The sequence below is a fragment of the Rhodococcus sp. ZPP genome (assembly GCF_017656075.1).
GTDB classification, from domain to species: Bacteria; Actinomycetota; Actinomycetes; order Mycobacteriales; family Mycobacteriaceae; genus Rhodococcus_F; species Rhodococcus_F oxybenzonivorans.
Genome location: NZ_CP058638.1, coordinates 916,300 through 937,945, shown reverse-complemented (window position 1 = coordinate 937,945; position 21,646 = coordinate 916,300). Strand labels below are relative to the sequence as shown.

The 21,646-nt window shown below is 66.7% G+C and carries 18 protein-coding genes; 9 read left to right on the top strand and 9 right to left on the bottom strand.

Annotation, left to right across the window (positions count from 1 at the left end; translation table 11 throughout):
• Positions 1 to 8 precede the first annotated feature (8 nt).
• From HYG77_RS04325 to proB, 5 genes are all read left to right on the top strand, one after another.
• Positions 9 to 3,488: a translation initiation factor IF-2 N-terminal domain-containing protein gene (locus HYG77_RS04325; RefSeq protein ID WP_208961915.1), complete on the top strand. Its 3,480-nt coding sequence runs from the start codon at positions 9 to 11 to the stop codon at positions 3,486 to 3,488.
• A gap of 205 nt (positions 3,489 to 3,693) precedes the next feature.
• Positions 3,694 to 4,005 carry a 50S ribosomal protein L21 gene (gene rplU / locus HYG77_RS04320; RefSeq protein ID WP_109328917.1) on the top strand — a complete coding sequence of 104 codons (312 nt, stop codon included), beginning with the start codon at positions 3,694 to 3,696 and terminating at the stop codon, positions 4,003 to 4,005.
• Positions 4,006 to 4,048: 43 nt separating this feature from the next.
• Entirely contained in the window at positions 4,049 to 4,312 is a 264-nt protein-coding gene (gene rpmA / locus HYG77_RS04315) for a 50S ribosomal protein L27 (protein WP_005248077.1), read from the top strand.
• 137 nt (positions 4,313 to 4,449) lie between these two features.
• Positions 4,450 to 5,910, top strand: coding sequence for a GTPase ObgE (obgE, locus tag HYG77_RS04310; protein WP_109328919.1), 1,461 nt, complete (start codon positions 4,450 to 4,452; stop codon positions 5,908 to 5,910).
• The gene (gene proB / locus HYG77_RS04305) at positions 5,907 to 7,007 is read left to right on the top strand and encodes a glutamate 5-kinase (RefSeq protein ID WP_109328921.1); all 1,101 of its coding nucleotides are present in this window, start codon (positions 5,907 to 5,909) and stop codon (positions 7,005 to 7,007) included. Before obgE ends, proB begins: the two co-directional genes overlap by 4 nt.
• A 12-nt stretch (positions 7,008 to 7,019) precedes the next feature.
• Here the strand turns inward: proB and HYG77_RS04300 are convergent, their stop codons facing one another.
• The 9 genes from HYG77_RS04300 to HYG77_RS04260 all read right to left on the bottom strand — a co-directional run bounded on the left by HYG77_RS04300 (position 7,020) and on the right by HYG77_RS04260 (position 17,090).
• Complete coding sequence (locus HYG77_RS04300; protein ID WP_208961914.1) at positions 7,020 to 7,847, bottom strand: NAD-dependent protein deacetylase; 828 nt, start codon at positions 7,845 to 7,847, stop codon at positions 7,020 to 7,022.
• A 21-nt stretch (positions 7,848 to 7,868) separates the two neighbouring features.
• The gene (locus HYG77_RS04295) at positions 7,869 to 8,804 is read right to left on the bottom strand and encodes a D-isomer specific 2-hydroxyacid dehydrogenase family protein (protein ID WP_208961913.1); all 936 of its coding nucleotides are present in this window, start codon (positions 8,802 to 8,804) and stop codon (positions 7,869 to 7,871) included.
• A 9-nt stretch (positions 8,805 to 8,813) separates the two neighbouring features.
• Positions 8,814 to 9,212 (bottom strand): ectoine synthase, encoded by a 399-nt coding sequence (locus tag HYG77_RS04290; RefSeq protein WP_109328926.1) that lies wholly within the window; start codon positions 9,210 to 9,212, stop codon positions 8,814 to 8,816.
• Positions 9,213 to 9,231: 19 nt separating this feature from the next.
• Positions 9,232 to 10,509 (bottom strand): diaminobutyrate--2-oxoglutarate transaminase, encoded by a 1,278-nt coding sequence (ectB, locus tag HYG77_RS04285; RefSeq protein WP_109328928.1) that lies wholly within the window; start codon positions 10,507 to 10,509, stop codon positions 9,232 to 9,234.
• A 27-nt stretch (positions 10,510 to 10,536) separates the two neighbouring features.
• A complete protein-coding gene (gene ectA, locus HYG77_RS04280; protein ID WP_109328930.1) occupies positions 10,537 to 11,049 on the bottom strand; it encodes a diaminobutyrate acetyltransferase in 513 nt (170 codons plus the stop codon).
• A 189-nt stretch (positions 11,050 to 11,238) separates the two neighbouring features.
• Positions 11,239 to 13,338, bottom strand: coding sequence for a DEAD/DEAH box helicase (locus HYG77_RS04275; protein WP_208961912.1), 2,100 nt, complete (start codon positions 13,336 to 13,338; stop codon positions 11,239 to 11,241).
• A 58-nt stretch (positions 13,339 to 13,396) separates the two neighbouring features.
• Positions 13,397 to 14,263 (bottom strand): ribokinase, encoded by an 867-nt coding sequence (locus tag HYG77_RS04270; protein WP_208961911.1) that lies wholly within the window; start codon positions 14,261 to 14,263, stop codon positions 13,397 to 13,399.
• Between the two features lie 10 nt (positions 14,264 to 14,273).
• Entirely contained in the window at positions 14,274 to 15,743 is a 1,470-nt protein-coding gene (locus HYG77_RS04265; protein WP_208961910.1) for an MFS transporter, read from the bottom strand.
• Between the two features lie 246 nt (positions 15,744 to 15,989).
• On the bottom strand, positions 15,990 to 17,090 hold the full coding sequence (locus HYG77_RS04260; protein WP_109328938.1) for an NADH:flavin oxidoreductase/NADH oxidase: 1,101 nt from the start codon (positions 17,088 to 17,090) through the stop codon (positions 15,990 to 15,992).
• 114 nt (positions 17,091 to 17,204) lie between these two features.
• Between HYG77_RS04260 and HYG77_RS04255 the strand changes: the two genes are divergently transcribed.
• Genes HYG77_RS04255 through nadD form a run of 4 tightly spaced genes read left to right on the top strand, consistent with a single transcriptional unit; the run spans position 17,205 to position 21,627 of the window.
• Positions 17,205 to 18,482, top strand: a complete 1,278-nt coding sequence (locus tag HYG77_RS04255; protein ID WP_208961909.1) for a glutamate-5-semialdehyde dehydrogenase — start codon at positions 17,205 to 17,207, stop codon at positions 18,480 to 18,482.
• A 19-nt stretch (positions 18,483 to 18,501) separates the two neighbouring features.
• Positions 18,502 to 19,443 carry a MoxR family ATPase gene (locus tag HYG77_RS04250; protein WP_204164910.1) on the top strand — a complete coding sequence of 314 codons (942 nt, stop codon included), beginning with the start codon at positions 18,502 to 18,504 and terminating at the stop codon, positions 19,441 to 19,443.
• An 8-nt stretch (positions 19,444 to 19,451) separates the two neighbouring features.
• On the top strand, positions 19,452 to 20,912 hold the full coding sequence (locus tag HYG77_RS04245; RefSeq protein WP_208961908.1) for a VWA domain-containing protein: 1,461 nt from the start codon (positions 19,452 to 19,454) through the stop codon (positions 20,910 to 20,912).
• Positions 20,913 to 20,931: 19 nt separating this feature from the next.
• On the top strand, positions 20,932 to 21,627 hold the full coding sequence (gene nadD, locus HYG77_RS04240; protein WP_208961907.1) for a nicotinate-nucleotide adenylyltransferase: 696 nt from the start codon (positions 20,932 to 20,934) through the stop codon (positions 21,625 to 21,627).
• Positions 21,628 to 21,646 lie beyond the last annotated feature (19 nt).

Genomic DNA, 21,646 nt, shown 5'->3' with positions numbered 1-21,646 from the left:
GAGACTACGTGGCCGATCAAGCGCCGCCCACAAATTCAGAACCGAACGCCGACAGCGCAGGACGTACGGTTCCTGTTCTTCCGGAAAAGATGCGCGTCCACGCTCTGGCCAAGATCCTGGGCGTCACCAGCAAGCAGGTTCTCGCCGAGGCTGCGGCCCTCGGAACCGAACTGCGCAGCGCGCAGTCCAGTCTTCAACGTGAGGTAGCCGAGCGCGTGTACGCAGCGTTCGCGCCCACCGACGTCCCTGAGCCGGCGGTCGAGGCCGAACCGGCCGTTCCTGAGCCCGAGCAGGCGGCTGAACCAGAACCGGCAGTCGCCGCTGAGCAGGCCGTTTCCGAACCGGAGCAGGCCGTCGAAGCCGAGTCGGTAGCTGCAGCCGAGCCGACAGCTGAAGCCGAGCCGGCGGCGGCGGTCGAGGACGCCGCACCCGAGGCGAGCGCGCCCGACCAGGTACGGGCTGAGAAGGAACTCGGCCGCGACCTGTTCACGACCTCCGCGTACGAGGTCGAAGCCCCCGCAGCGGAGCCCGGCCCCGAGACCACTCCCGCCGTCGCGCAGGTTCCGTTGTTCCTGCAGCCCGACCCCGCTGCGGTCGAGACGCCGCGTCGTCGTCGCAGCCGTCGGGACGCAGGAACGCCGGACGCCGCTTCCGAGCAGGCGCAACCCGCCCCCGAGAAGCGGGACGTCCCCGCTGAGCCCGCACGGTCCGCCGACACCGGAACCACAGAAGCCGAATCCGACGATGCCGATGCCGATGGCGACCAGCCGCGCCGCCGCCGCCGGGGACGCCGGGGCCGCGGCCGCGGCCGCGGCGAGCAGCAGAACGAGCAGGGCACCGAGACCGACTCCGACACCGAGTCCTCGGACACTGTCGACACGGTCGAGCAGACAGGGGAAGAGAAGGCGGGGGACGAGAAGACCGCCGACAAGCCTGCCCGCGAATCCGCCGACGCAGCCGAGAAGGAGCCGGCCGAGGCCGCGGAGTCGGACGAGACGGATTCGGATCAGACCGGTGACGAAGAGTCCGGCGACGCCGACTCGGACGGTTCGAGCCGTCGCCGCCGCCGCCGTCGTCGGCGCAAGTCGGGTACCGATGCTTCCGGCGAGAGCGTTTCCGAGGACGATCCGCCCAATACCGTCGTCCACGAGCGTGAACCCCGCAACAAGAGCCGGGCGAAGGACGAAGTCCAAGGCATCACCGGGTCGACACGACTCGAGGCGAAGCGTCAGCGTCGCCGCGACGGTCGCGATGCCGGCCGCCGTCGCCCGCCGATTCTCACCGAATCCGAATTCCTGGCTCGCCGCGAGGCGGTGGACCGCGTCATGGTGGTCCGTGACCGGATCGCCACCGGGCAGCCCCACGCCACCACGCAGGTTGCGGTTCTCGAGGACGGGGTTCTCGTCGAGCACTTCGTGACCACGTCCGCGTCGGCCTCCATGGTCGGGAACGTGTACCTCGGACGCGTCCAGAACGTTCTGCCCAGCATGGAGGCGGCGTTCATCGACATCGGCCGCGGCCGTAACGGCGTGTTGTACGCGGGTGAGGTCAACTGGGAGGCCGCCGGGCTCGGCGGGAACTCCCGCAAGATCGAGCAGGCGCTCAAGCCGGGCGACCAGGTCCTCGTGCAGGTGAGCAAGGATCCGGTCGGGCACAAGGGTGCGCGGCTGACCACGCAGATCAGCCTGGCCGGCCGATTCCTCGTGTATGTGCCGGGCGGCACCTCCACCGGAATCAGCCGCAAGCTGCCCGACACCGAACGCAAGCGTCTCAAGGACATCCTCCGCGACATCGTTCCGGCGGACGCCGGTGTGATCATCCGCACCGCTTCCGAAGGTGTGAGCGAGGAAGAGCTGGCGCGTGACGTCACCCGTCTGCAGGAGCAGTGGGCCGGAATCGAAGAGCAGGCCGCCAAGGCGGACGCCGGCAAGTCCGGGAATCCGCAGGCCCTCTACGAGGAGCCGGACCTGCTGGTCAAGGTGATTCGCGACCTGTTCAACGAGGACTTCTCCAGACTCGTCATCGAGGGTGAGAAGGCGTGGTCGACGGTCGAGTCCTACATCAAGTCCGTGGCTCCCGACCTCTTGCCGCGGCTCGAGCAGCACACCGGACACAACGGTGTCGACGTCTTCGAAGCGCACCGCATCGACGAGCAACTTGCCAAGGCACTTGACCGCAAGGTGTGGTTGCCGTCGGGTGGCACGCTCGTGATCGATCGCACCGAGGCCATGACCGTGGTCGACGTCAACACCGGCAAGTTCACGGGTGCCGGCGGCAACCTCGAGGAGACCGTCACCCGTAACAACCTCGAAGCCGCCGAGGAGATCGTGCGGCAGATGCGCCTGCGCGACATCGGCGGCATGATCGTCGTCGACTTCATCGACATGGTGCTCGAATCGAACCGGGACCTGGTGCTGCGGCGTCTCACCGAGGCCCTGGGCCGCGACCGCACCCGCCACCAGGTGTCGGAGGTCACGTCCCTCGGCCTGGTGCAGATGACCCGCAAGAAGTTGGGTACCGGCCTCGTCGAGGCGTTCTCCACCACCTGTGAGCACTGCCACGGACGAGGAATCATCGTCCACGCCGAGCCGATCGACGCGAAGGTCTCCGAGGACAACGGGGCACGGGGGTCCTCCCGCGGCGACGCCGGCGGCTCCCGCAAGAAGCGCGGTCGCGACAAGTCCTCCGGTGCCGATGTGTCGCCGACGCCCCCGCAGGAGACTGTCGTCCCGGCCGTGGATGCCACCGTGAAGCGGGCGCATCCGGTGGCTCTGGCCATGGCCCACCACCATCACGAGGACGCGGCAGCGCCCGAGCGGCCCCGCGAAACGGCAGCGCACGACGCACCTCGTGACGAGGCTGTGCACGACGCATCTCGTAACGAGGCTGTGCACGACGCGCCTTCTGCCGAGGCGGCGCAGGTGGATGCTCCGGCCGCGGAGGTCGCCGAGGCTACGGAGCAACCGTTCGTCGCTTCTACCGCGGCGGAGCAGACGACGGACGGGACGCCCACGGCGGACCTGGCCGGAATCGAAGAGGCCGTTGCCGAGGCACCGGCGGCAGTCGCCGGCGAAGCGGTGACGGCACCGGAACCCGTGGTCGAGCCCGTGACGCCCGAAACTGCGGTGACACCGGAACCTGCTGTCGCGCCGGAACCTGCTGTCGCGCAGGAACCTGCTGTGACATCCGGACCCGTGACTCCGCAGCGGCGTCGTAGTCGCCGAGTATCGAGGGCAGCGGCCGCACCGGTGTCCGAAACCCCGGCAGCGGGCACCGTCTTCGTGATTCCTGCCTCGTCGGAGTCGGAATCGGAGTCTCGGTCGGAGAGGGCTCCGGAATCAACTCCGGAACCGGCGATGTCCTCATCGGCGCCGAGCGGGTCGGCCGGTTCCTCGCCCTCCGGCACGGGTGTGCAGCCTGCGCCTCGTCGGCAGCGTCGTCGCGCAGCGGCGCGTCCCGCCGGTCCGCCGGTGGACGCCGACAACTGATCAGAGGCTGCGGGAAGGCAATCCGCCCAGTTTGTATGGAACGGTTGCCTTCCTGTAACCTTGACCAGTCGCTACTCGGCGATAAGGGTCAGCTGTGCCTTCACTTGTGAAGGCTGCGCGATCTCGACCGAGCTAGCCGTACCAACAGACCAGTCGCGCACTTCGTGGCGCGAGCAAGTTCGAAGAAGCAAGGGGTAGCCCTCCGATGGCAACGTACGCGATCGTCAAGACCGGCGGAAAGCAGTACAAGGTCGCTGTTGGTGACCTCGTCAAGGTCGAGAAGATCGAGGGTGAGCCCGGCACTGCTGTCTCGCTTGCTCCGGTTCTCGTCGTCGACGGATCCGATCTGACGACCGACGCCGACAAGCTGGCCAACATCTCGGTCACCGGCGAGGTCGTCGAGCACACCAAGGGCCCGAAGATCCGCATTCACAAGTTCAAGAACAAGACCGGCTACCACAAGCGTCAGGGCCACAGGCAGAAGCTGACGGTCCTCAAGGTCACCGGTATCAAGTAACTAGAGCTTCAGAGCTGATTTCACCCGAGGAGGGTCAAGAAACATGGCACATAAGAAGGGTGCATCCAGCTCCCGTAACGGGCGCGATTCAAATGCACAGCGACTCGGCGTGAAGCGCTTCGGCGGTCAGTCCGTCAGCGCCGGCGAGATCCTGGTGCGTCAGCGCGGAACCCACTTCCACCCCGGCGTCAACGTCGGACGTGGCGGCGACGACACGCTCTTTGCTCTCTCCGCCGGTGCCGTCGAGTTCGGCACCAAGCGTGGACGCAAGACCGTGAACATCGTTCCGGCGGCGGCAGAGGCCTAGTCCTGCCGCGAGTATGTACCGTCCTGACATAGGACGTACCAAGCTCCCGAATAGGGGCGGACCAGGGTCGAGATACCCGGTCCGCCCCTATTGTTTTTTTCGAGTTCATTTATTGACTGAGGAAGGATCCGGCAGTCATGTCCCGATTCATCGACCGCGTCGTGCTGCACGTCAGCGCCGGCAAAGGCGGCAACGGCTGCGCCTCCGTACACCGGGAGAAGTTCAAGCCGCTCGGCGGCCCGGACGGCGGTAACGGCGGGCGTGGCGGTGACGTGGTGCTCGAGGTGGACGGCAATGTCCACACCCTCCTCGACTTCCACTTCCATCCCCATGCGAAGGCCACCAACGGCAAGCAGGGGATGGGAAGTAACCGGGACGGCGCCCAAGGTGAAGACCTCGTCCTGAAGGTCCCCGACGGCACCGTCGTCCTCGACGAGAACGGCAAGGTTCTCGCCGACCTCATCGGTATCGGCACCCGGTTCGAGGCCGCCCAGGGTGGGCGTGGTGGGCTAGGAAACGCCGCGCTGTCTTCCAAGGCACGCAAGGCGCCCGGCTTTGCCCTCCTCGGTGAGGACGGCGTCGAACGCGAGCTCGTCCTCGAACTCAAGTCTGTCGCCGACGTCGGGCTCGTAGGCTTTCCCTCGGCCGGCAAGTCCTCCCTCGTGTCCGTGCTCTCGGCGGCAAAGCCCAAGATCGCCGACTACCCGTTCACCACTCTCGTCCCCAACCTGGGTGTCGTGTCCAGCGGTGACACCACCTTCACCGTCGCCGACGTGCCCGGGTTGATCCCCGGGGCGAGCGAGGGCCGTGGCCTGGGGCTGGACTTTCTGCGGCACCTCGAGCGCTGTGCTGTGCTGGCGCATGTCGTCGACTGTGCGACCCTCGACCCCGGTCGTGACCCGATCTCCGACATCGACGCCCTCGAAGCTGAGCTCGCGGCCTACAAACCCGCGCTGTCCAGCGACGCCAGCCTCGGTGACCTCGCCGATCGTCCTCGCATCGTGGTCCTCAACAAGGCCGACATTCCGGAAGCTGCGGAGCTGGCCGAGATGGTCACCCCCGACCTCGAGGCCCGCGGTTGGCCGGTGTTCACGATCTCCGCGGTGAGCCGCGAAGGATTGCGTCCGCTGATCTTCGCGTTGGCGAAACTTGTCGAGGAGTACCGCACGGCGCATCCGCCGGAAGTCCCCAAGCGGCCCGTGATTCGCCCGATTGCCAACAAGGACAACAGCTTCAGCGTTATAGCCGACCCGGAGGTGCCCGGCGGCTTCATCGTCCGGGGAACACGTCCCGAGCGCTGGGTGCGGCAAACCCAGTTCGACAACGACGAGGCTGTGGGTTACCTGGCCGACCGTCTCGCTCGACTCGGAGTGGAGGACGCCCTCGTCAAGCAGGGAGCCGAACCCGGCGCGTCCGTCACGATCGGTGACGTGAGTTTCGACTGGGAACCTCAGACGCCCGCAGGTGTCGATCTCACTCGCACCGGCCGCGGTACCGACCCACGTCTCGATCAGGTGGAACGTATCGGCGCGTCGGAGCGCAAGCACGCACACAGGATCCGTCGCGGTCTCGAAGGCCTCGACCCCGAAGAGCAGTGAGCGCCACCCGGCGCACGATTGCGTCGGCCGACAGCATTGTCGTGAAGATCGGATCGTCGGCGCTGACCAGTCTGGTCGGCGGACTCGACGTGGGTCGTCTCGATGCGCTGGCCGACGCAATCGAGGCACGGATGCGTGCCGGCTCCGACGTGATCGTGGTGTCGTCCGGTGCCGTCGGCGCCGGTCTGGCGCCACTGGGGCTCACGCGGCGACCGCGCGACCTGGCCACCAAGCAGGCCGCCGCAAGTGTCGGGCAGCTGGCCCTGGCCCACGCCTGGGGAACGTCCTTCTCCCGGTACGGCCGAACCGTGGGGCAGGTGCTGCTCACCGCCGACGACATCGCACGCCGTGCGCAGCATCGCAATGCCCAGCGGACCCTGGACCGTCTGCGGGCGCTGCATGCCGTGGCGATCGTCAATGAGAACGACACCGTCGCCACCGCCGAACTCCGGTTCGGTGACAACGACCGCCTCGCTGCACTCGTGGCGCACCTGGTCGGTGCCGACGCCCTCATCCTGTTGTCGGACGTCGACGGTCTCTACGACGGCGATCCACGCAAGGGGAACGCCACCCTGATCCCGGAAGTGAACAGCCCCGAGGACCTCGACGGAGTGGTCGCCGGTTCGGGTGGTGCCCTCGGGACGGGCGGCATGGCGTCCAAACTGTCCGCGGCCCGTCTCGCCTCGGATGCCGGTGTGCCGGTGTTGCTCGCGGCAGCCTCGGAGGCGGGTACGGCGCTGCAGGACGCGGCCGTGGGAACAGCTTTCGCGGCCCGGCCCACCCGGCTGTCCGCACGCAAGTTCTGGGTGCGGCATGCCGCGGACGAACAGGGAATCCTCCACATCGACGAGGGCGCGGTTCGTGCCGTCGTCACCAAGCGGCGGTCGCTGCTGCCCGCCGGGATCACTGCCGTTTCTGGCCGGTTCTACGGCGGCGACGTGGTTTCCCTGCTCGGCCCCGAGGAGCGTCCCGTAGCGCGGGGCGTGGTGGCCTACGACTCCACCGAGATCAACGACATCCTGGGGAAGTCGACAACCGAATTACCGCCGGAGATGCAGCGACCTGTGGTGCACGCCGACGACCTCGTTCCGCTCTGACGAGGGTGCCTGTCACGCTGACATCGCGGTGGATGCGTCGAGCAGCGCCCGCAGCGCGTCCGAGCAACCCGCATCGAGTGTGAGGGTGGCGAACTCGTCACCTCTCGTCGACCCGCGGTTGACGATCACGATCGGTATCGAGCGCTTGGCGGCGTGCCGGACGAACCGTAGTCCCGACATGACGGTGAGCGACGAACCGGCCACCAGCAGCGCTTCCGCTTCGTCGACCACGGCGTAGGCAGCCTCGACCCTCGGCTTGGGAACCGACTCGCCGAAGTACACGATGTCCGGTTTCAGGAGCCCGCCGCAGGCCTCACAGTCGACCATCCGGAAATGCTCCGTGCTGGTGACGACGGCGTCCGCATCCGGTGCGATCTCGACTCCCTCCGCGGCGGCCACGGTCTCGGCGAACCCGGGGTTGGCTCGCTCGAGACGCTCGGCCAGTGTTGCCCGCGAGATCAGTGCACCGCACGACAGACAACGCACCTGTGCGTACGTGCCATGTAGATCGATGACCCGGCGACTGCCTGCCTTGGTGTGGAGCAGATCCACGTTCTGCGTGATCACCGCGTGCACGGCGCCGGCGCGTTCGAGACCGGCCAGGGCCCGATGACCGGCGTTGGGCCGGGCGGCGTCCATGTGCCGCCAGCCGAGATGATTCCGGGCCCAGTAGTGACGACGGAAGTCGGGGTCGCCGGTGAATTGCTGGAAGGTCATCGGGTTGCGCGGGGGAGAGTCGGGACCCCGGTAGTCGGGGATTCCGGAATCCGTGGAAATGCCGGCGCCGGTGACCACACACAGACGCCGGCCGCTGAGTACGTCGAGCAGTCGGTCGAACACGCACTCCAGGGTAGCGCCGGGTCAGTAACCGACGACCGGATCGATCAGGGCGGTGAGCCGCTCACCGGCGACGAAACGGGTCACGTTCAACGCCACATGATCGGCGAAAGCGGGCGGACGCACGGACGGCGGGTTGGAATCGTGGGGGGTGATGATCACATTGGGCAGTTCCCAGAGCGGGTGACCGTCGGGAAGCGGCTCCGGATCCGTGACATCGAGTCCGGCGCCGCCGATGCTGCCGTTCCGCAATGCCTGCACGAGGGCATCGGTGTCGATGAGCGACCCGCGGGCCACGTTGATCACCCACGACGTCGACTTCATCTGAGCCAGTTCGGCGCCGCTCACCAGGTGATGTGTCGCGGACGTGGCGGGCGCCCCGATGACGAAATGGTCGGCCCGCGGCCACACCTCGTTCAACCTGGTGGTCGGAAGCGTTTCGATGGCACCCGGAACGGGGCTGCCCGAGCGATTCACGGCGATCACGTCGGCTCCTAGCGAGGCCAGCATGGGAATGAGTGCCCGGCCGATTCCGCCTGCGCCCACCATGGCGACCATCGCACCGCGCAGGGTGCCGACCTTGGAGTAGAAATCGTGCTGACGCCACGTTCGGGCCGCCATGTGTTCCGGCAGTGCCCTCACTCCGGCCAGGAGGAGCGTCAGGGCATGTTCGGCGACGGTGGCCGCGAACGCACCCGCGGCCGACGTCCACATGATCGGGGTATCGGGTGTGATGAGTTTCGCATCGAACCACTGCTCGACTCCGGCGGAATCGAGCTGCACCCACCGAATATTGTCCGGGAGCGGGTCGGGAAACCCGATCGGGCCCGCGGTCCACACCAACGCATCGGCGGACTCGAAGGGCGATAGACGGGCGCCGCCCCGGCGCACCGCGTCCTCGAGGAGCGGGTCCGGGGCGGGTCCGATGGCAACAGCTGGAACAGCAACGTCGTCGGCCATGGTTCGACGCTACGCGGGAACCTCGATCAACGGGTAGACACCATTCTCGTCGTGCACCTCACGTCCCGTCACGGGCGGGTTGAACACGCAGAGCATGCGCATTTCGGTCTCCGGCTCGACGCGGTGCCGTTCGTGCCCGTTCAGCAGGTACATCGATCCGGGGCCGAGGTCGTAAACCTTGTCGTTGTCGAGGTCGACCAATTTGCCCGTGCCCTCGACCAGCCACACGGCCTCGACATGGTTGGCGTAGTGGAACTCGTTGACAGTTCCCGCCTTGATCGTGGTTTCGTGGAAGGAGAAGCCCACCTTGTCACCGCCGAGGACGATGCGCTTGCTGCGCCAATTGCCGTCCTCGCTGGTGATGTCGCGCTCGGTGTCGGTGATTTCTGCGGTGGTGCGAACGATCATGGGTACTCCCATCCTCTCTCTAGCTGCAAACCTTGCCGGTCGCCTCGGCGAGAATGCCGAGTCCGTGGTCGAGTTCCTCGTCGGTGATGGTGAGCGCCGGTAGCAGCTTGACCACCTCGTCGGAAGGTCCGGAGGTTTCGGCGAGCAGTCCCTCGTCGAAGGCGAGTTTGCAGACCTTGCCCGCATTTTCGGGCTCGTCGAAGACGAGACCCTGAACGAGGCCTCGACCGCGGGTGAAGACCTTGCCCTCGAACTGGTTGGACAGTGCGGTGAACGCCTGATGAATCTTCTCGCCCTTGGCCAGCGTCGACTGATGCAGGGCGTCGTCGGACCAGTACTGGTCCAAGGCCACTTTGGAGGTGACGAATGCGGGATTGTTGCCACGGAACGTGCCGTTGTGCTCGCCCGGACCCCACACGTCGAGTTCGCGTTTGAACAGCGTGAGCGCCATGGGGAGCCCGTAACCGCTGATCGACTTCGACAGGCAGACGATGTCGGGGGTGATCCCGGCGATCTCGAAGGAGAAGAACGGGCCGGTGCGTCCGCAACCCATCTGAACGTCGTCGACGATCAGCAGGATGTCACGCTCGGCGCACAGCTCCGCCAAGGCGCGCAGCCACTCGGCCCGAGCCACGTTGACGCCACCTTCGCCCTGAACGGTTTCGACGATCACGGCGGCCGGACGGTTCAGGCCACTGCCCGAGTCGTCGAGGACCCGGGAGAACCAGTGGAAGTCCTCGGTGACCCCGTCGAAGTAGTTGTCGAACGGCATCGGAGTGGCGTGCACCAGCGGGATGCCGGCCCCGGCACGTTTCATCGAGTTACCGGTGACCGAGAGCGCGCCGAGCGTCATGCCGTGGAACGCGTTGGTGAAGTTGATGATCGACGAACGGCCCGTGACCTTACGGGCAAGCTTCAGCGCGGCCTCGACGGTATTGGTGCCGGTGGGCCCGGGGAACTGGACTTTGTAGTCGAGGCCCCGCGGCTTCAGGATCTTGTCCTCGAAGGTCTCGAGCAGTTCGCGTTTCGCGACGGTCGACATGTCGAGACCGTGAGTGATTCCGTCACCGACGATGTAGTCGACGAGTGCCGATTTGAGCACCGGGTTGTTGTGCCCGTAGTTGAGCGAGCCGGCGCCGGCGAAGAAGTCGAGGTAGTCCTTGCCGTTCTCGTCGCGAATCCACGATCCGGACGCCGTTTCGAAAACGGTCGGCCACCCGCGGCTGTAACTGCGAACCTCGGATTCGAGGCTCTCGAAGATATCGGTATGAGCGTTAGTCGTACTGGTGTCAGTCATGTTGCTGCATTCCTCCGGGGCATGCTCTTAGCCGATCGTGTACAGATCTTCGGCTTCGTGTCCATCGGGAAAATCGTTGGGCGAGAATAACGTCTGCTTGGTGATCGCCGTATCTCGGCGACGCGCCAATGCGGTGAACAGCGCGATCGATGCCTCGTTGTCGGGGCTGATCGTCGTCTCGAGATGGGTGATCCCTTCAGGCGCAAGACGATCGAGCAAGGCGCCCAGCATGCGTCCGGCAATTCCCTTGCCACGCTGGTCTGCGTCTACGGCGACCTGCCAGACAAACAGTGTCGCCGGGGATTCGGGGCGGATGTAGCCCGAAACGAATCCCACTGCTCGTTCGTCGACCACTGCGACGATCGACGTGCGGCTGAAATCTCTGCACCACAACAGGTAGGCATAACTCGAGTTGAGGTCGAGCACTTCCGTGTTCCTGGCGATCTCCCAGAGCCGGACTCCATCAGAGATCTGTGGACTTCGAAACAACACCGCGTCCGGCGCGGTGGTCGGGATGGCACTCTTCTGAACAGGCGTCATTGGAAAAACCAACCTAACAACCATCTATGCCGATTTCACGTGCGTCGCGAAATTGGCCCGTCCGGGCACAGAGCCTTCGCAGGTGAGACGGGCAATGTGACGCTGATCACGTTATGTAACTTTTCGGTGATCCGCAAGCGACACACTTGTCCTTTTCGAGATCTCGTGGCACTCGACAGCCCTGGGGAGTCACTTCACGGCTGCCAGGGCGAAAGGCAGCACCGAGGTGGCGCCCGCCGCCCGCAGCGTGCGGGCAGCCATCGTCAGGGTCCAGCCGGTATCGGTGAGGGTGTCGACGAGCAGAACAGGCCCCGTGGAACCCGGAAGTTGAGGGGTTTCCCACGCGTCTGCCAGACCGGCCACCCGGTAGGCGGAGTTGGCCGCAGAGACCGGCGGATGGCCGGGTCGTTGCCTCAGGACTCCCAGGTGCTCGAGCCGTCCGATCTGGGCGAGCCGCTCCGCCAAGGAGGCCGCGAGAAGGGGATGGGTGGTCGATTCGACGGCCATGACGGCGGTGGGCCGCTGCGTCCAGTCCCACGATGCCAGCACGGCGATGCAGGCCTGCAAGACGTTCTCCGGTGCCGGACCGTCCGGTCCGTCCATCAGAGTGCGCAGTCGTTGTCCCCAGCCGAGGTCGGACAATCGGCCGAGGACACGACCCGGTTCCGGCCCGTCCGTAATTTTCCCCGACAGCGCGACACCGAGCTTTCTGAGCCCCGAAGGCCACTGTTTCCGAGGCGCGAGGTCGATGCCCGGCCTCTCCAGCCGCGATCGGGTCTGAGCCACGGCGTCTGCATCCACAGCGGTGTCGTAGTGCTCGCCTGTGCAGTTGTCGCACCGACCGCAGTCGGACGCCCCCGCTACCAGTCCCGGGTCGTCGAGCTGCTCCCTCAGAAACGCCATCCGGCACGTGGTGATGCGTTGATAGTCGAGCATGGCCTGCTGCTCGGACTCACGGGCCCGTTCGAGACGTTCGTAGCGTTCGGCGTCGTAGGTCCATGGCTGCCCGGTTCCCACCCAGCCCCCACGGACCCGGCGAACCGCACCGTCGACATCGAGAACCTTCAACACCATCTCGAGCCGCGTCCGCCCCAGTTCCACCAGCGGCTCCAGGGCCTGTGTGGACTGCGGCCGGTCGGGGTCGAGAACCTCGATGACCCGCCGCACCATGTGCTCACGGGGAAACGCCACCGATGCGAAATAGCTCCAGATCTGCCGGTCTTCCGAGCCGGGGAGCAAGATCACTTCAGCGCGATCCGTGGAACGCCCCGCACGGCCCACCTGCTGGTAGTACGAGATCGGGGACGACGGCGCACCGAGGTGCACCACGAATCCGAGGTCGGGCTTGTCGAAGCCCATGCCGAGCGCCGACGTAGCCACCAGGGCTTTCACGCGGTTGTCGAGTAGATCCTGCTCGAGGCCTTCCCGTTCGCCGGCATCCGTTTGTCCCGTATAGGCGGCGACGGTGTGCCCCTGCTCGGTGAGCAAGCTCGCCAGATCTCGTGCCGCCGACACCGTCAACGCATAGATGATCCCCGACCCGGGCAGGCTGTCGAGCTTCTGGGCGAGCCACGCGGCGCGGGCCGTGGCCTCAGGAATCTGCACCACCGACAGATGCAGCGATTCGCGTTCGAGCCCGCCGCGCAACACCAGCGTTTCGCCGCCGCCCACCCCGAGCTGGGTCGAGACATCGGTGACCACGCGGTCGTTTGCGGTGGCCGTGGTCGCAAGCACGGGAATACCCTGCCCGAGCTCGCCGATCAGCGTGCGGATGCGCCGATAGTCCGGGCGGAAGTCGTGGCCCCAGTCCGAGACGCAATGGGCTTCGTCGACGACGACCAGGCCGGCGTCGGCGGCGAGGGAAGGAAGAACCTGGTCGCGGAAGTCGGGGTTGTTCAGGCGTTCCGGGCTGACCAACAAGACATCCAGCTCTTGTGCCGCGACACGGGCGTGAATTTCGTCCCACTCCGTGACATTGCCCGAGTTGATCGTGGCGGCCCGGACTCCCGCCCGTTCTGCCGACGCCACCTGATTCCGCATGAGGGCCAGAAGCGGCGACACGATGACGGTCGGCCCGTGCCCGTCGGCCCTCAACAGCTTGGCCGCGATGAAGTAGACAGCTGATTTACCCCACCCGGTCCGTTGGACGACGAGCGCGCGTCGTCGGCCCACGACGAGCGCCTCGATGGCAGTCCACTGGTCGTCCCGCAGCCGCGCTTCGGGTCCTGCCAGCTCTCGGAGCAGGCGTTCGGCCTCGTCGCGGAGTGCGGGCGTGGTGGCGGTGGTCATGACCCCATGGTGCACGACTGCTGTGACACTCCACCTGCGGAGCGGGGGAACGACCTGCTCAGCGGTGCAGAGCGGTCTCGATGGCGGTGCGGGTGGGGGAGGATGTCGAGGCTCCACGCCGGGTTGTCGCGAGTGCGCCTGCCGCGGTCGCGAACGGCAGTGCGGTCTCGGGGCCGCGCATCCACGACACCGCCAGGGCGCCTGCGAACGCGTCACCGGCACCCGTCGTGTCGACTACCTCGACCGAGGGGGCGTCGGCATGTACGGCGGCGCCGCCCGGGTTCGTGTACTCGGCGCCGGATCCGCCGAGCGTGGTCACCAGATGGGGGACGGCGGAAATCACGTCGGGCCCGAGTTGCGCGGCTTCTGTCTCGTTGACCACCAGCACATCGACGAGTGCTACGAGTTCTCGGGGAAGCGGCTGAGCAGGTGAGGGATTGAGCATCACCACCGTGTCGTGTTCGGCGGCGTGCGCGACTGCGGCGAGCACGGTCGCGACCGGGATCTCGAGTTGGCAGAGGAGCACGTCGGCGGCAGAGATGGCCTCGAGATCTGCCGGTTCGAGAGCGGTCAGAGTGCTGTTGGCGCCCGGGACCACCACGATGCTGTTCTGTCCGGCGGCGTCGACGGTGATGGCCGCGATTCCACTCGGCCCGTCGACCTCGCGCAGGTGGGTGGTGTCGACCTCGGCCTCCACCAGGGTTTGGCGCAGTTCGAGGGCGAACGTATCGGATCCGACGGCGCCGATGAACGTGACCCGTCCCCCTGCCCGCGCCGCGGCGATGGCCTGATTCGCGCCTTTGCCGCCTGGGGTGGCGGCAAAGGCGCTGCCGAGAATGGTCTCGCCGGGGGCGGGTAATCGTTCGGTCGCCGTCAGCAGATCCATGTTGACGCTGCCGACCACGGCGATCCTGGGAGCGGACATGATGGAAACACTATCCCGCGTCGACGCCGTCCGCCTCGTGCTCGGACCTCGGTGACTCGCCGGCCTTCGTCCGCCGCAACCGGCCGAGGACACGACGAGCTTCCGCCTCCGTGGCGACGGCAGGCGGCGATCCCTCGAGCGGCTTGCGGGCGGTCTCGGAGATGAGGAGTACCGCGATGGCCCCGATCACTGCGGCCACCATCATGTACATCGGAGCGACGAGATCGCTGCCGGTCGCGTCCTGCAGGGCGGTCAGCACCAGAGGCGTGGTACCACCGAAGATCGAGACGGCGAGGTTGTATCCGATCGCGAGGCCGCCGTAGCGGATTCCCGTCGGGAAGAGAGCAGGAAGGACCGAAGGGAAGACGCCGACGAACAGCAGCAGCAGTCCGCCGAGCATCGCGAGGCCGACGAAGACGGTGAAGTAGTGCCCGACGCCGATCAGCAGGTACGCGGGCAGCGACAGCGCGAAGAAGCCGACGAAACCGGTCAGCAGCAACGGTTTACGACCCACCCGGTCGGACAGCTTTCCGACGAAGCTGATGCACACCATCATGATGAGCATCACGATGATCATGAGGACGAGGCCGTGCGACTCGTCGTAGCCGAGCGTGTTCGACAGGTACGTCGGCATGTAGCTGAGCAGACCGTAGTGCGCGATGTTGTAGGCGGCGACGAGGATGACGCACAGTACGAGGGGTCGCCAATTGTCGACCAGTGTCTCGCGCAACTTTCGGCCGGTGGATTCTTCTGCGAGAGAACGTTCCTCAGCCTGCTGTTGCTGCTGGAAGGCCGGCGTCTCTTCCAGCCGCAGACGCAGGTAGAGGCCGATGAGTCCCAGGGGACCGGCGAGCAGGAACGGGATTCGCCATGCCCAGTCGACCAGAGCGTCGGCACTGACAGCGCTGCTGATGACGGTGACGAGCCCCGCCGCCGCGACATACCCGGCCAACGTGCCGAATTCGAGAAAACTCGCGAAGAAGCCGCGACGCTTGTCGGGCGCGTACTCGGCGACGAACGTACTGGCGCCACCGTATTCGCCGCCGGTCGAAAATCCCTGTACGAGGCGAAAGAGCACGAGAAGGATCGGTGCCAGGATGCCGATCGATTCGTAGCTCGGGATCACGCCGATCGCGAAAGTGCTTCCCGCCATGAGGATGATGGTCGTGGCAAGCACCTTCTTGCGGCCGATACGGTCGCCGAGCGGGCCGAAGAAGAAACCGCCGAGCGGCCGGACGATGAAGGCTGCAGCGAAGATTGCGAACGTCGACAGTAGCTGCGCCGTGCCGCTGGCCTCGGGAAAGAACACCTGGCCGATGGTGGTCGCGAGGTAGGCGTAGACGCCGAAGTCGAACCATTCCATGGCGTTGCCGAGCATGGTCGCTTTGACGGCCCGCGAGACCGAGGCCTCGTCGATGACGGTGACGTCGGGTGACTGCGCCACCTCGTCCGCAGTGATGGAGTGATCTGGTGCATTCATGAGTCGTGCGCTCCCCAGCGCCGGTATCACCCACGCGGGGCACGTACCTGATGCACGCATCTTTTCGTCGCCCGCCGGGTGAAGTGCTGGTTCGGGTCTCCTGGCCACGGGCCCTTCGGCGCGATGCGGCCCCCGCCGATCGGCTCTGGCTCGTGGCTGGTCCCGCCCCACCGTCCGGGGTGCGGGACTACCAGCTGTAAGAGTGATTACCGTAGCAAAGGATGCGGGGGCTTGTCGGTCCGAGTCTCAGTACGCCCGGGCGTACTGCGCTGGAATCTGCGGCGTCACCTGCGCATTCAATGCCAGTGCGGCTTTTCGCGGCCAATACGGGTCGCGCAGCAGTTCGCGCCCGAGGAACACGGCGACGGCTTCTCCCGACTCCACGATCCGCTCGGCCTGCCCCGGCTCGGTGATGAGCCCGACGGCGGCGGCCGGGACCGTGGTCTCGTTCTGGATGCGACGGGCGAACGGGACCTGGTAGCCGGGCCCGACCGGGATCCGGGCGGACGCGACGCCACCGCTGGAGACGTCGACGAGGTCGACGCCGAGGTCCGCGAGGGCCTCCACGAGGGACACGGTCTGATCCGGCGTCCAGCTGTCCGCGTCGAGGCCGGGCTCCTCCGAGAGCCAGTCGGTTGCCGAGACCCGGACGAAGACGGGCAACTCGGCCGGCCAGACCCCGCGTACCGCGTCGACGACCTCGAGCAGCAGGCGAATGCGGCGCGCGAAGCTGCCGCCGTACTCGTCGGTGCGGTGATTGCTGACCGGTGAGAGGAACTGGTGCAGCAGATAGCCGTGTGCCGCATGGATTTCCACCACCTTGAAACCGGCCCGCGACGCCCGCTCGGCGGCGGCGGCGAAATCGGCGACCACCTTCCGGATGTCGGCGGACGTCGCCGCGGCCGGCGGGGTGTGGTCGCCGAAACCGATCGCGCTCGGCGCCACCGTCTGCCAGGACAGCCGATCGTCGCCGTCGAGGCTTCCGCCCCCGCGCCACGGGACATGCGCGGAGCCCTTGCGCCCGGCGTGACCGAGCTGGATGCCCGGGACGGCGCCGAAGTACTCGAGCTGTGCGTTGATCTCCGCGAATGCCTCGGCCTGGGTGTCGTTCCAGATGCCGAGGTCGGCGGGGCTGATGCGGCCCTCCGGGCTGACGGCCGTCGCTTCGGTGAGGATCAAGCCGGCACCGCCGATGGCGCGCGTCACGAGGTGCGTCCGGTGCCAGTCATTGGGAACTCCCACATCGCGGCCCGTCACGTCGGCCGAGTACTGGCACATCGGCGCCATCCACACCCGATTGGGGACGGTGACTCCGCGGAAGGTGATGGGTTCGAACAACACGCTCACTACAGCACTCCTGCCTCTGATGGTCTCGACCAGTCGCAACCTGCGCGGGGGACGAAATCATTCCCGGTCGTTCCCGCGCCGCGCTGCACAGACCCCGGTATATAGGCTGTCTTCATGACTGCAGTGACCTCCACCGCGTCGACCGGTGCCGTGGACACCCGTGAGGCCGTTCACGCGGCGGCTCGTCGTGCCCGCACCGCGTCGCGGGTCCTTGCTCTGCTCACCACCGCGCAGAAAGACGCGGTCCTGCACGCCGCCGCCGATGCGGTGCTGGCCGCTACGGCTGACGTCCTTGCCGCCAACGCGGCCGACCTCGAGTCGGCCCGGGCGTCCGGCACCGAGGAATCCCTTCTCGACCGGCTCCGGCTGACCGAGGCTCGGATCGAGGGAATCGCCGCCGGACTCCGTCAAGTAGCGGGTCTGCCCGACCCGATCGGAGAAGTGGTGCGCGGCTCCACACTGCCCAATGGGCTCGAACTGCGACAGCTCCGAGTGCCGCTGGGTGTGGTGGGCATGGTGTATGAGGCCCGTCCCAACGTCACCGTGGACGCGTTCGGCCTGGCCCTGAAGTCGGGCAACGCTGCGCTTCTGCGTGGATCCTCGTCCGCGGCGAAGTCGAATGCGGCGCTGGTCGTCGCCTTGCGCGCCGCGCTGGCTGCGCAGGATCTGCCGGAAGACGCGGTGCAATTACTGCCCACCGAGGACCGCTCGAGTGTCACCCATCTCATCCAGGCGCGCGGTTTGGTCGACGTCGTCATCCCTCGGGGCGGCGCCGGACTGATCAGCGCCGTCGTGCGAGACGCCTCCGTCCCCACCATCGAGACGGGCGTGGGTAACTGCCACGTCTACATCCATTCCGCCGCGGACCTGGAGATGGCCGAACGAATCCTGCTCAACTCGAAGACGCGGCGGCCGAGCGTCTGTAATACCGCGGAGACGGTTCTGGTCGACGCCGGCATTGCCGACGTCGCCGTCCCGAAGCTCCTGCAGGCGCTGCAGACGCACAGTGTCACCGTCCACGGAGATCTTCCCGGCATGGTGCCCGCCACCGAGACGGACTGGTCGGACGAATATCTCACCCTCGATGTGGCGCTGAAGGTCGTCGACGATCTCGATGCCGCGGTAGAGCACATCGATCGATATGGAACCGGTCACACCGAGGCCATCGTGACCGCCGACCTGTCGGCCGCGCGCGAGTTCACCGCCCGCGTCGATGCCGCCGCCGTCATGGTCAACGCGTCCACCGCCTTCACCGACGGCGAGCAGTTCGGGTTCGGCGCCGAGATCGGGATCTCCACCCAGAAGCTCCACGCCCGCGGTCCGATGGGGCTGCCGGAGCTCACCTCCACGAAGTGGATCGTGTGGGGGGACGGGCACACGCGTCCGGCCTAGCGCCACAGTTCGACCACCAATGTCCGCAAGCCCATCGAAAGGAGCGAGCGTGGATCGCGCACTACCCACCACGACGCCGTTGTTCGCGAGCGTCGACGACGTGATCGCCCGGCTCGCCGAAACCGGCTACCTGGCAGACAAGGGCACCGCGACCGCGGTGTTTCTCGCCGACCGGCTCGGTAAGCCCCTGCTCATCGAGGGACCGGCGGGTGTCGGCAAGACCGAGCTGGCCCGAGCCGTCGCGCAGACCACCGACGCCGAACTGGTGCGGTTGCAGTGCTATGAGGGCGTCGACGAGGCTCGCGCGCTCTACGAGTGGAACCACGCGAAGCAGATCCTGCGCATCCAGGCCGGGGCGAGCGCAGCGACGGGGAATCTTCACGGCCGCGACAGCAGCTGGGACTCCACCAAGGCGGATGTCTTCTCGGAGGAGTTCCTGCTGTCGCGTCCGCTGCTGACCGCGATCCGGCGCGAGGATCCGACGGTGCTGCTCATCGACGAGACCGACAAGGCGGACGTCGAGATCGAGGGCCTGCTCCTCGAGGTGCTGAGCGATTTCGCGGTCACCGTTCCCGAGCTGGGAACGATTACGGCCGTCCGGAAGCCGTTCGTGCTCCTCACCTCCAACGCCACCCGTGAGTTGTCCGAGGCGCTCAAGCGTCGCTGCCTCTTCCTCCACCTCGACTTCCCGGATGCCGAACTCGAACGCAAGATTCTGGCGAGTCGAGTCCCGGAGCTTCCGGAAGCGATCGCCGAGCAGTTGGTGGCGACCATCCGGGTGCTGCGCGGAATGCAGTTGAAGAAACTGCCCTCGGTAGCCGAGACGATCGACTGGGGCCGCACGCTCCTCGCACTCGGGTTGGACACCCTCGACGACGACGCCGTGCGGGCCACCCTGGGCGTGGTCCTCAAACACCAATCCGACCAGCAGCGCGCCGCTGCCGAACTGCGACTGAACTGAGGGTTCCCATGGCTGCAGGTGGTCCTCCCACGTCCCGGTCGGCAACATCGGGGCCCGCCGCGCCGCACGGGTTACCCGGCCACCTGGTCGACTTCGTCGAGGCGTTGCGGCGACGCGGCATCATGGTGGGCCCGTCGGAGACCGTCGACGCCGGGCAGGTCATGTCCGTCCTCGACCTCCTCGACCGCGAGGCACTCCGAGAGGGACTGGCGTGCGCCCTGCTGCGCCGTCCCACTCACCGCTCCACGTTCGACGCTCTTTTCGATCTGTGGTTCCCCGCGGCCGTCGGGAATCGGTCGAGCGGGGCCGTTGACACCAGGCTTCCGCGAACCGAGAAGGGCGACATCGATTACGACGCCCTGCGTGAGTTGATCGTCGAGCTCCTCGCCGACGGGTCGCCCGAAGCGCTCGAACTCACCGAACTCCTGACCGCGCAGATGGTCGAAGAACTCGGGCAGTACCAGTCGGCGAACGGGCCGTCGTTCTCGGCCTACCAGGCGTTGCGGGATGTGGCGCCCGAGACGCTGCTGAAGAAGATCCTCGACGGACTCCTGGGCAATCAGCAGGACGGCCAAGCCCGAATGACGGACAGCTACGAATCCGAGGTGGCCAAACGCACCGCGGCGCAGCGGATCGCCGACTTCCGCAAGATGGTCGAGAAGGAGACGCGTCGGCGGTCGGCCGAGAACCTGGGCAAGGAGCGGGTGGCGTCGTACGGCGTGCCGCGGCTGGCCGAGGAAGTGGACTTCCTGCGCGCGTCGGACTCCGAGCTGACCGCTCTCAAACGTAACGTCACCCCGCTCGCCAGACTGCTGGCCAGCCGGCTCGCGGTGCGCCGCAGTCGTCATCGCGCCGGGTCGATCGATCTTCGGCGGACCCTGCGCAAGTCGATGTCCACCGGGGGAGTTCCCATCGATCTCGTCCAGCGCAAGCCGAGACGCGCACGCCCGGAACTGGTGGTGATGTGCGACGTGTCGGGTTCGGTGGCGGGGTTCAGCCACTTCACATTGCTGCTCGTCCATGCGTTGCGGGAGCAGTTCTCGCGGGTGCGGGTGTTCGCTTTCATCGACACCACCGACGAAGTCACCCGATTCTTCGACACCGGCGCAGACCTCGGGAACGCGATGTCGCGGATGATCCGCGAGGCCGACCTCGTCAGCTACGACGGGCACTCCGACTACGGCAACGCATTCGGTGTGTTCGCGGAGCGGTTCACCTCGAGCATTACCTCACGCACCTCACTGCTCGTCCTCGGGGACGGCCGCAACAACTATCGCGACCCCAATCTGGAGGCGCTGGCGCGTCTGGTGTCGGTGGCCAAGCATGCGCACTGGCTCAACCCCGAGCCACGCGGACAGTGGGGTTCCGGGGATTCGGCCGCCAAGGTGTACAACGAGGTCATCAGCATGCACGAGTGCCGCTCCGCGCAGCAGCTCGCGTCGGTGGTCGCCGGGTTGCTCCCGGTATGACCACGTAAGCTCGGCACTCGTGGAACAGGGAACAACGGGCGCACGTCGGCGCCGTCTCGGGGTCATGGGCGGCACCTTCGACCCCATTCACCACGGTCACCTGGTGGCCGCCAGTGAAGTCGCCGACCGGTTCGGCCTCGACGAGGTGATCTTCGTCCCCACCGGCAGGCCCTGGCAGAAGCAGGGGAAAGTGGTCAGCCCCGCGGAAGACCGGTACTTGATGACGGTCATCGCCACTGCATCGAACCCACGGTTCTCGGTGAGCCGGGTGGACGTCGATCGCCGGAAGATCACCTACACCGTCGACACTCTGCGCGATCTCGCCAGCTTCCATCCCGACGCCGAGCTGTACTTCATTACCGGTGCCGATGCCCTGGCGAGTATTCTGTCGTGGCAGGACTGGGAGGAACTGTTCTCACTGGCGAAATTTGTGGGAGTGTCGCGCCCGGGATTCGATCTCAATACCGAACATCTGGCCGCTCATCTCGACGCGCTGCCGGAGGACGCGGTCACGTTGATCGAGATACCGGCGCTGGCGATCTCCTCGACGGAATGTCGGCGGCGCGCCAGCCGGCACCGGCCTGTGTGGTATCTGGTGCCGGACGGCGTGGTCCAGTACATCTCGAAGCGGAACCTGTATCGGCCGCCGGACGCCGAGCGCCTGGACGGCGCGACGACGATGTCCGAACCGGCCCCCGGCAAGACCAAGAGCTAGCACTTTTTTCTACGAACTG

Bases quoted from the DNA above. Each gene is read 5' to 3' on its own strand.
- rplU (WP_109328917.1), top strand. From the start codon at position 3,694: ATGGCAACGTACGCGATCGTCAAGACCGGCGGAAAGCAGTACAAGGTC.
- rpmA (WP_005248077.1), top strand. From the start codon at position 4,049: ATGGCACATAAGAAGGGTGCATCCAGCTCCCGTAACGGGCGCGATTCA.
- obgE (WP_109328919.1), top strand. From the start codon at position 4,450: ATGTCCCGATTCATCGACCGCGTCGTGCTGCACGTCAGCGCCGGCAAA.
- HYG77_RS04295 (WP_208961913.1), bottom strand. From the start codon at position 8,804: ATGGCCGACGACGTTGCTGTTCCAGCTGTTGCCATCGGACCCGCCCCG.
- HYG77_RS04290 (WP_109328926.1), bottom strand. From the start codon at position 9,212: ATGATCGTTCGCACCACCGCAGAAATCACCGACACCGAGCGCGACATC.
- ectB (WP_109328928.1), bottom strand. From the start codon at position 10,509: ATGACTGACACCAGTACGACTAACGCTCATACCGATATCTTCGAGAGC.
- ectA (WP_109328930.1), bottom strand. From the start codon at position 11,049: ATGACGCCTGTTCAGAAGAGTGCCATCCCGACCACCGCGCCGGACGCG.
- HYG77_RS04275 (WP_208961912.1), bottom strand. From the start codon at position 13,338: ATGACCACCGCCACCACGCCCGCACTCCGCGACGAGGCCGAACGCCTG.
- HYG77_RS04270 (WP_208961911.1), bottom strand. From the start codon at position 14,263: ATGTCCGCTCCCAGGATCGCCGTGGTCGGCAGCGTCAACATGGATCTG.
- HYG77_RS04265 (WP_208961910.1), bottom strand. From the start codon at position 15,743: ATGAATGCACCAGATCACTCCATCACTGCGGACGAGGTGGCGCAGTCA.
- HYG77_RS04255 (WP_208961909.1), top strand. From the start codon at position 17,205: ATGACTGCAGTGACCTCCACCGCGTCGACCGGTGCCGTGGACACCCGT.
- HYG77_RS04250 (WP_204164910.1), top strand. From the start codon at position 18,502: ATGTCCGCAAGCCCATCGAAAGGAGCGAGCGTGGATCGCGCACTACCC.
- HYG77_RS04245 (WP_208961908.1), top strand. From the start codon at position 19,452: ATGGCTGCAGGTGGTCCTCCCACGTCCCGGTCGGCAACATCGGGGCCC.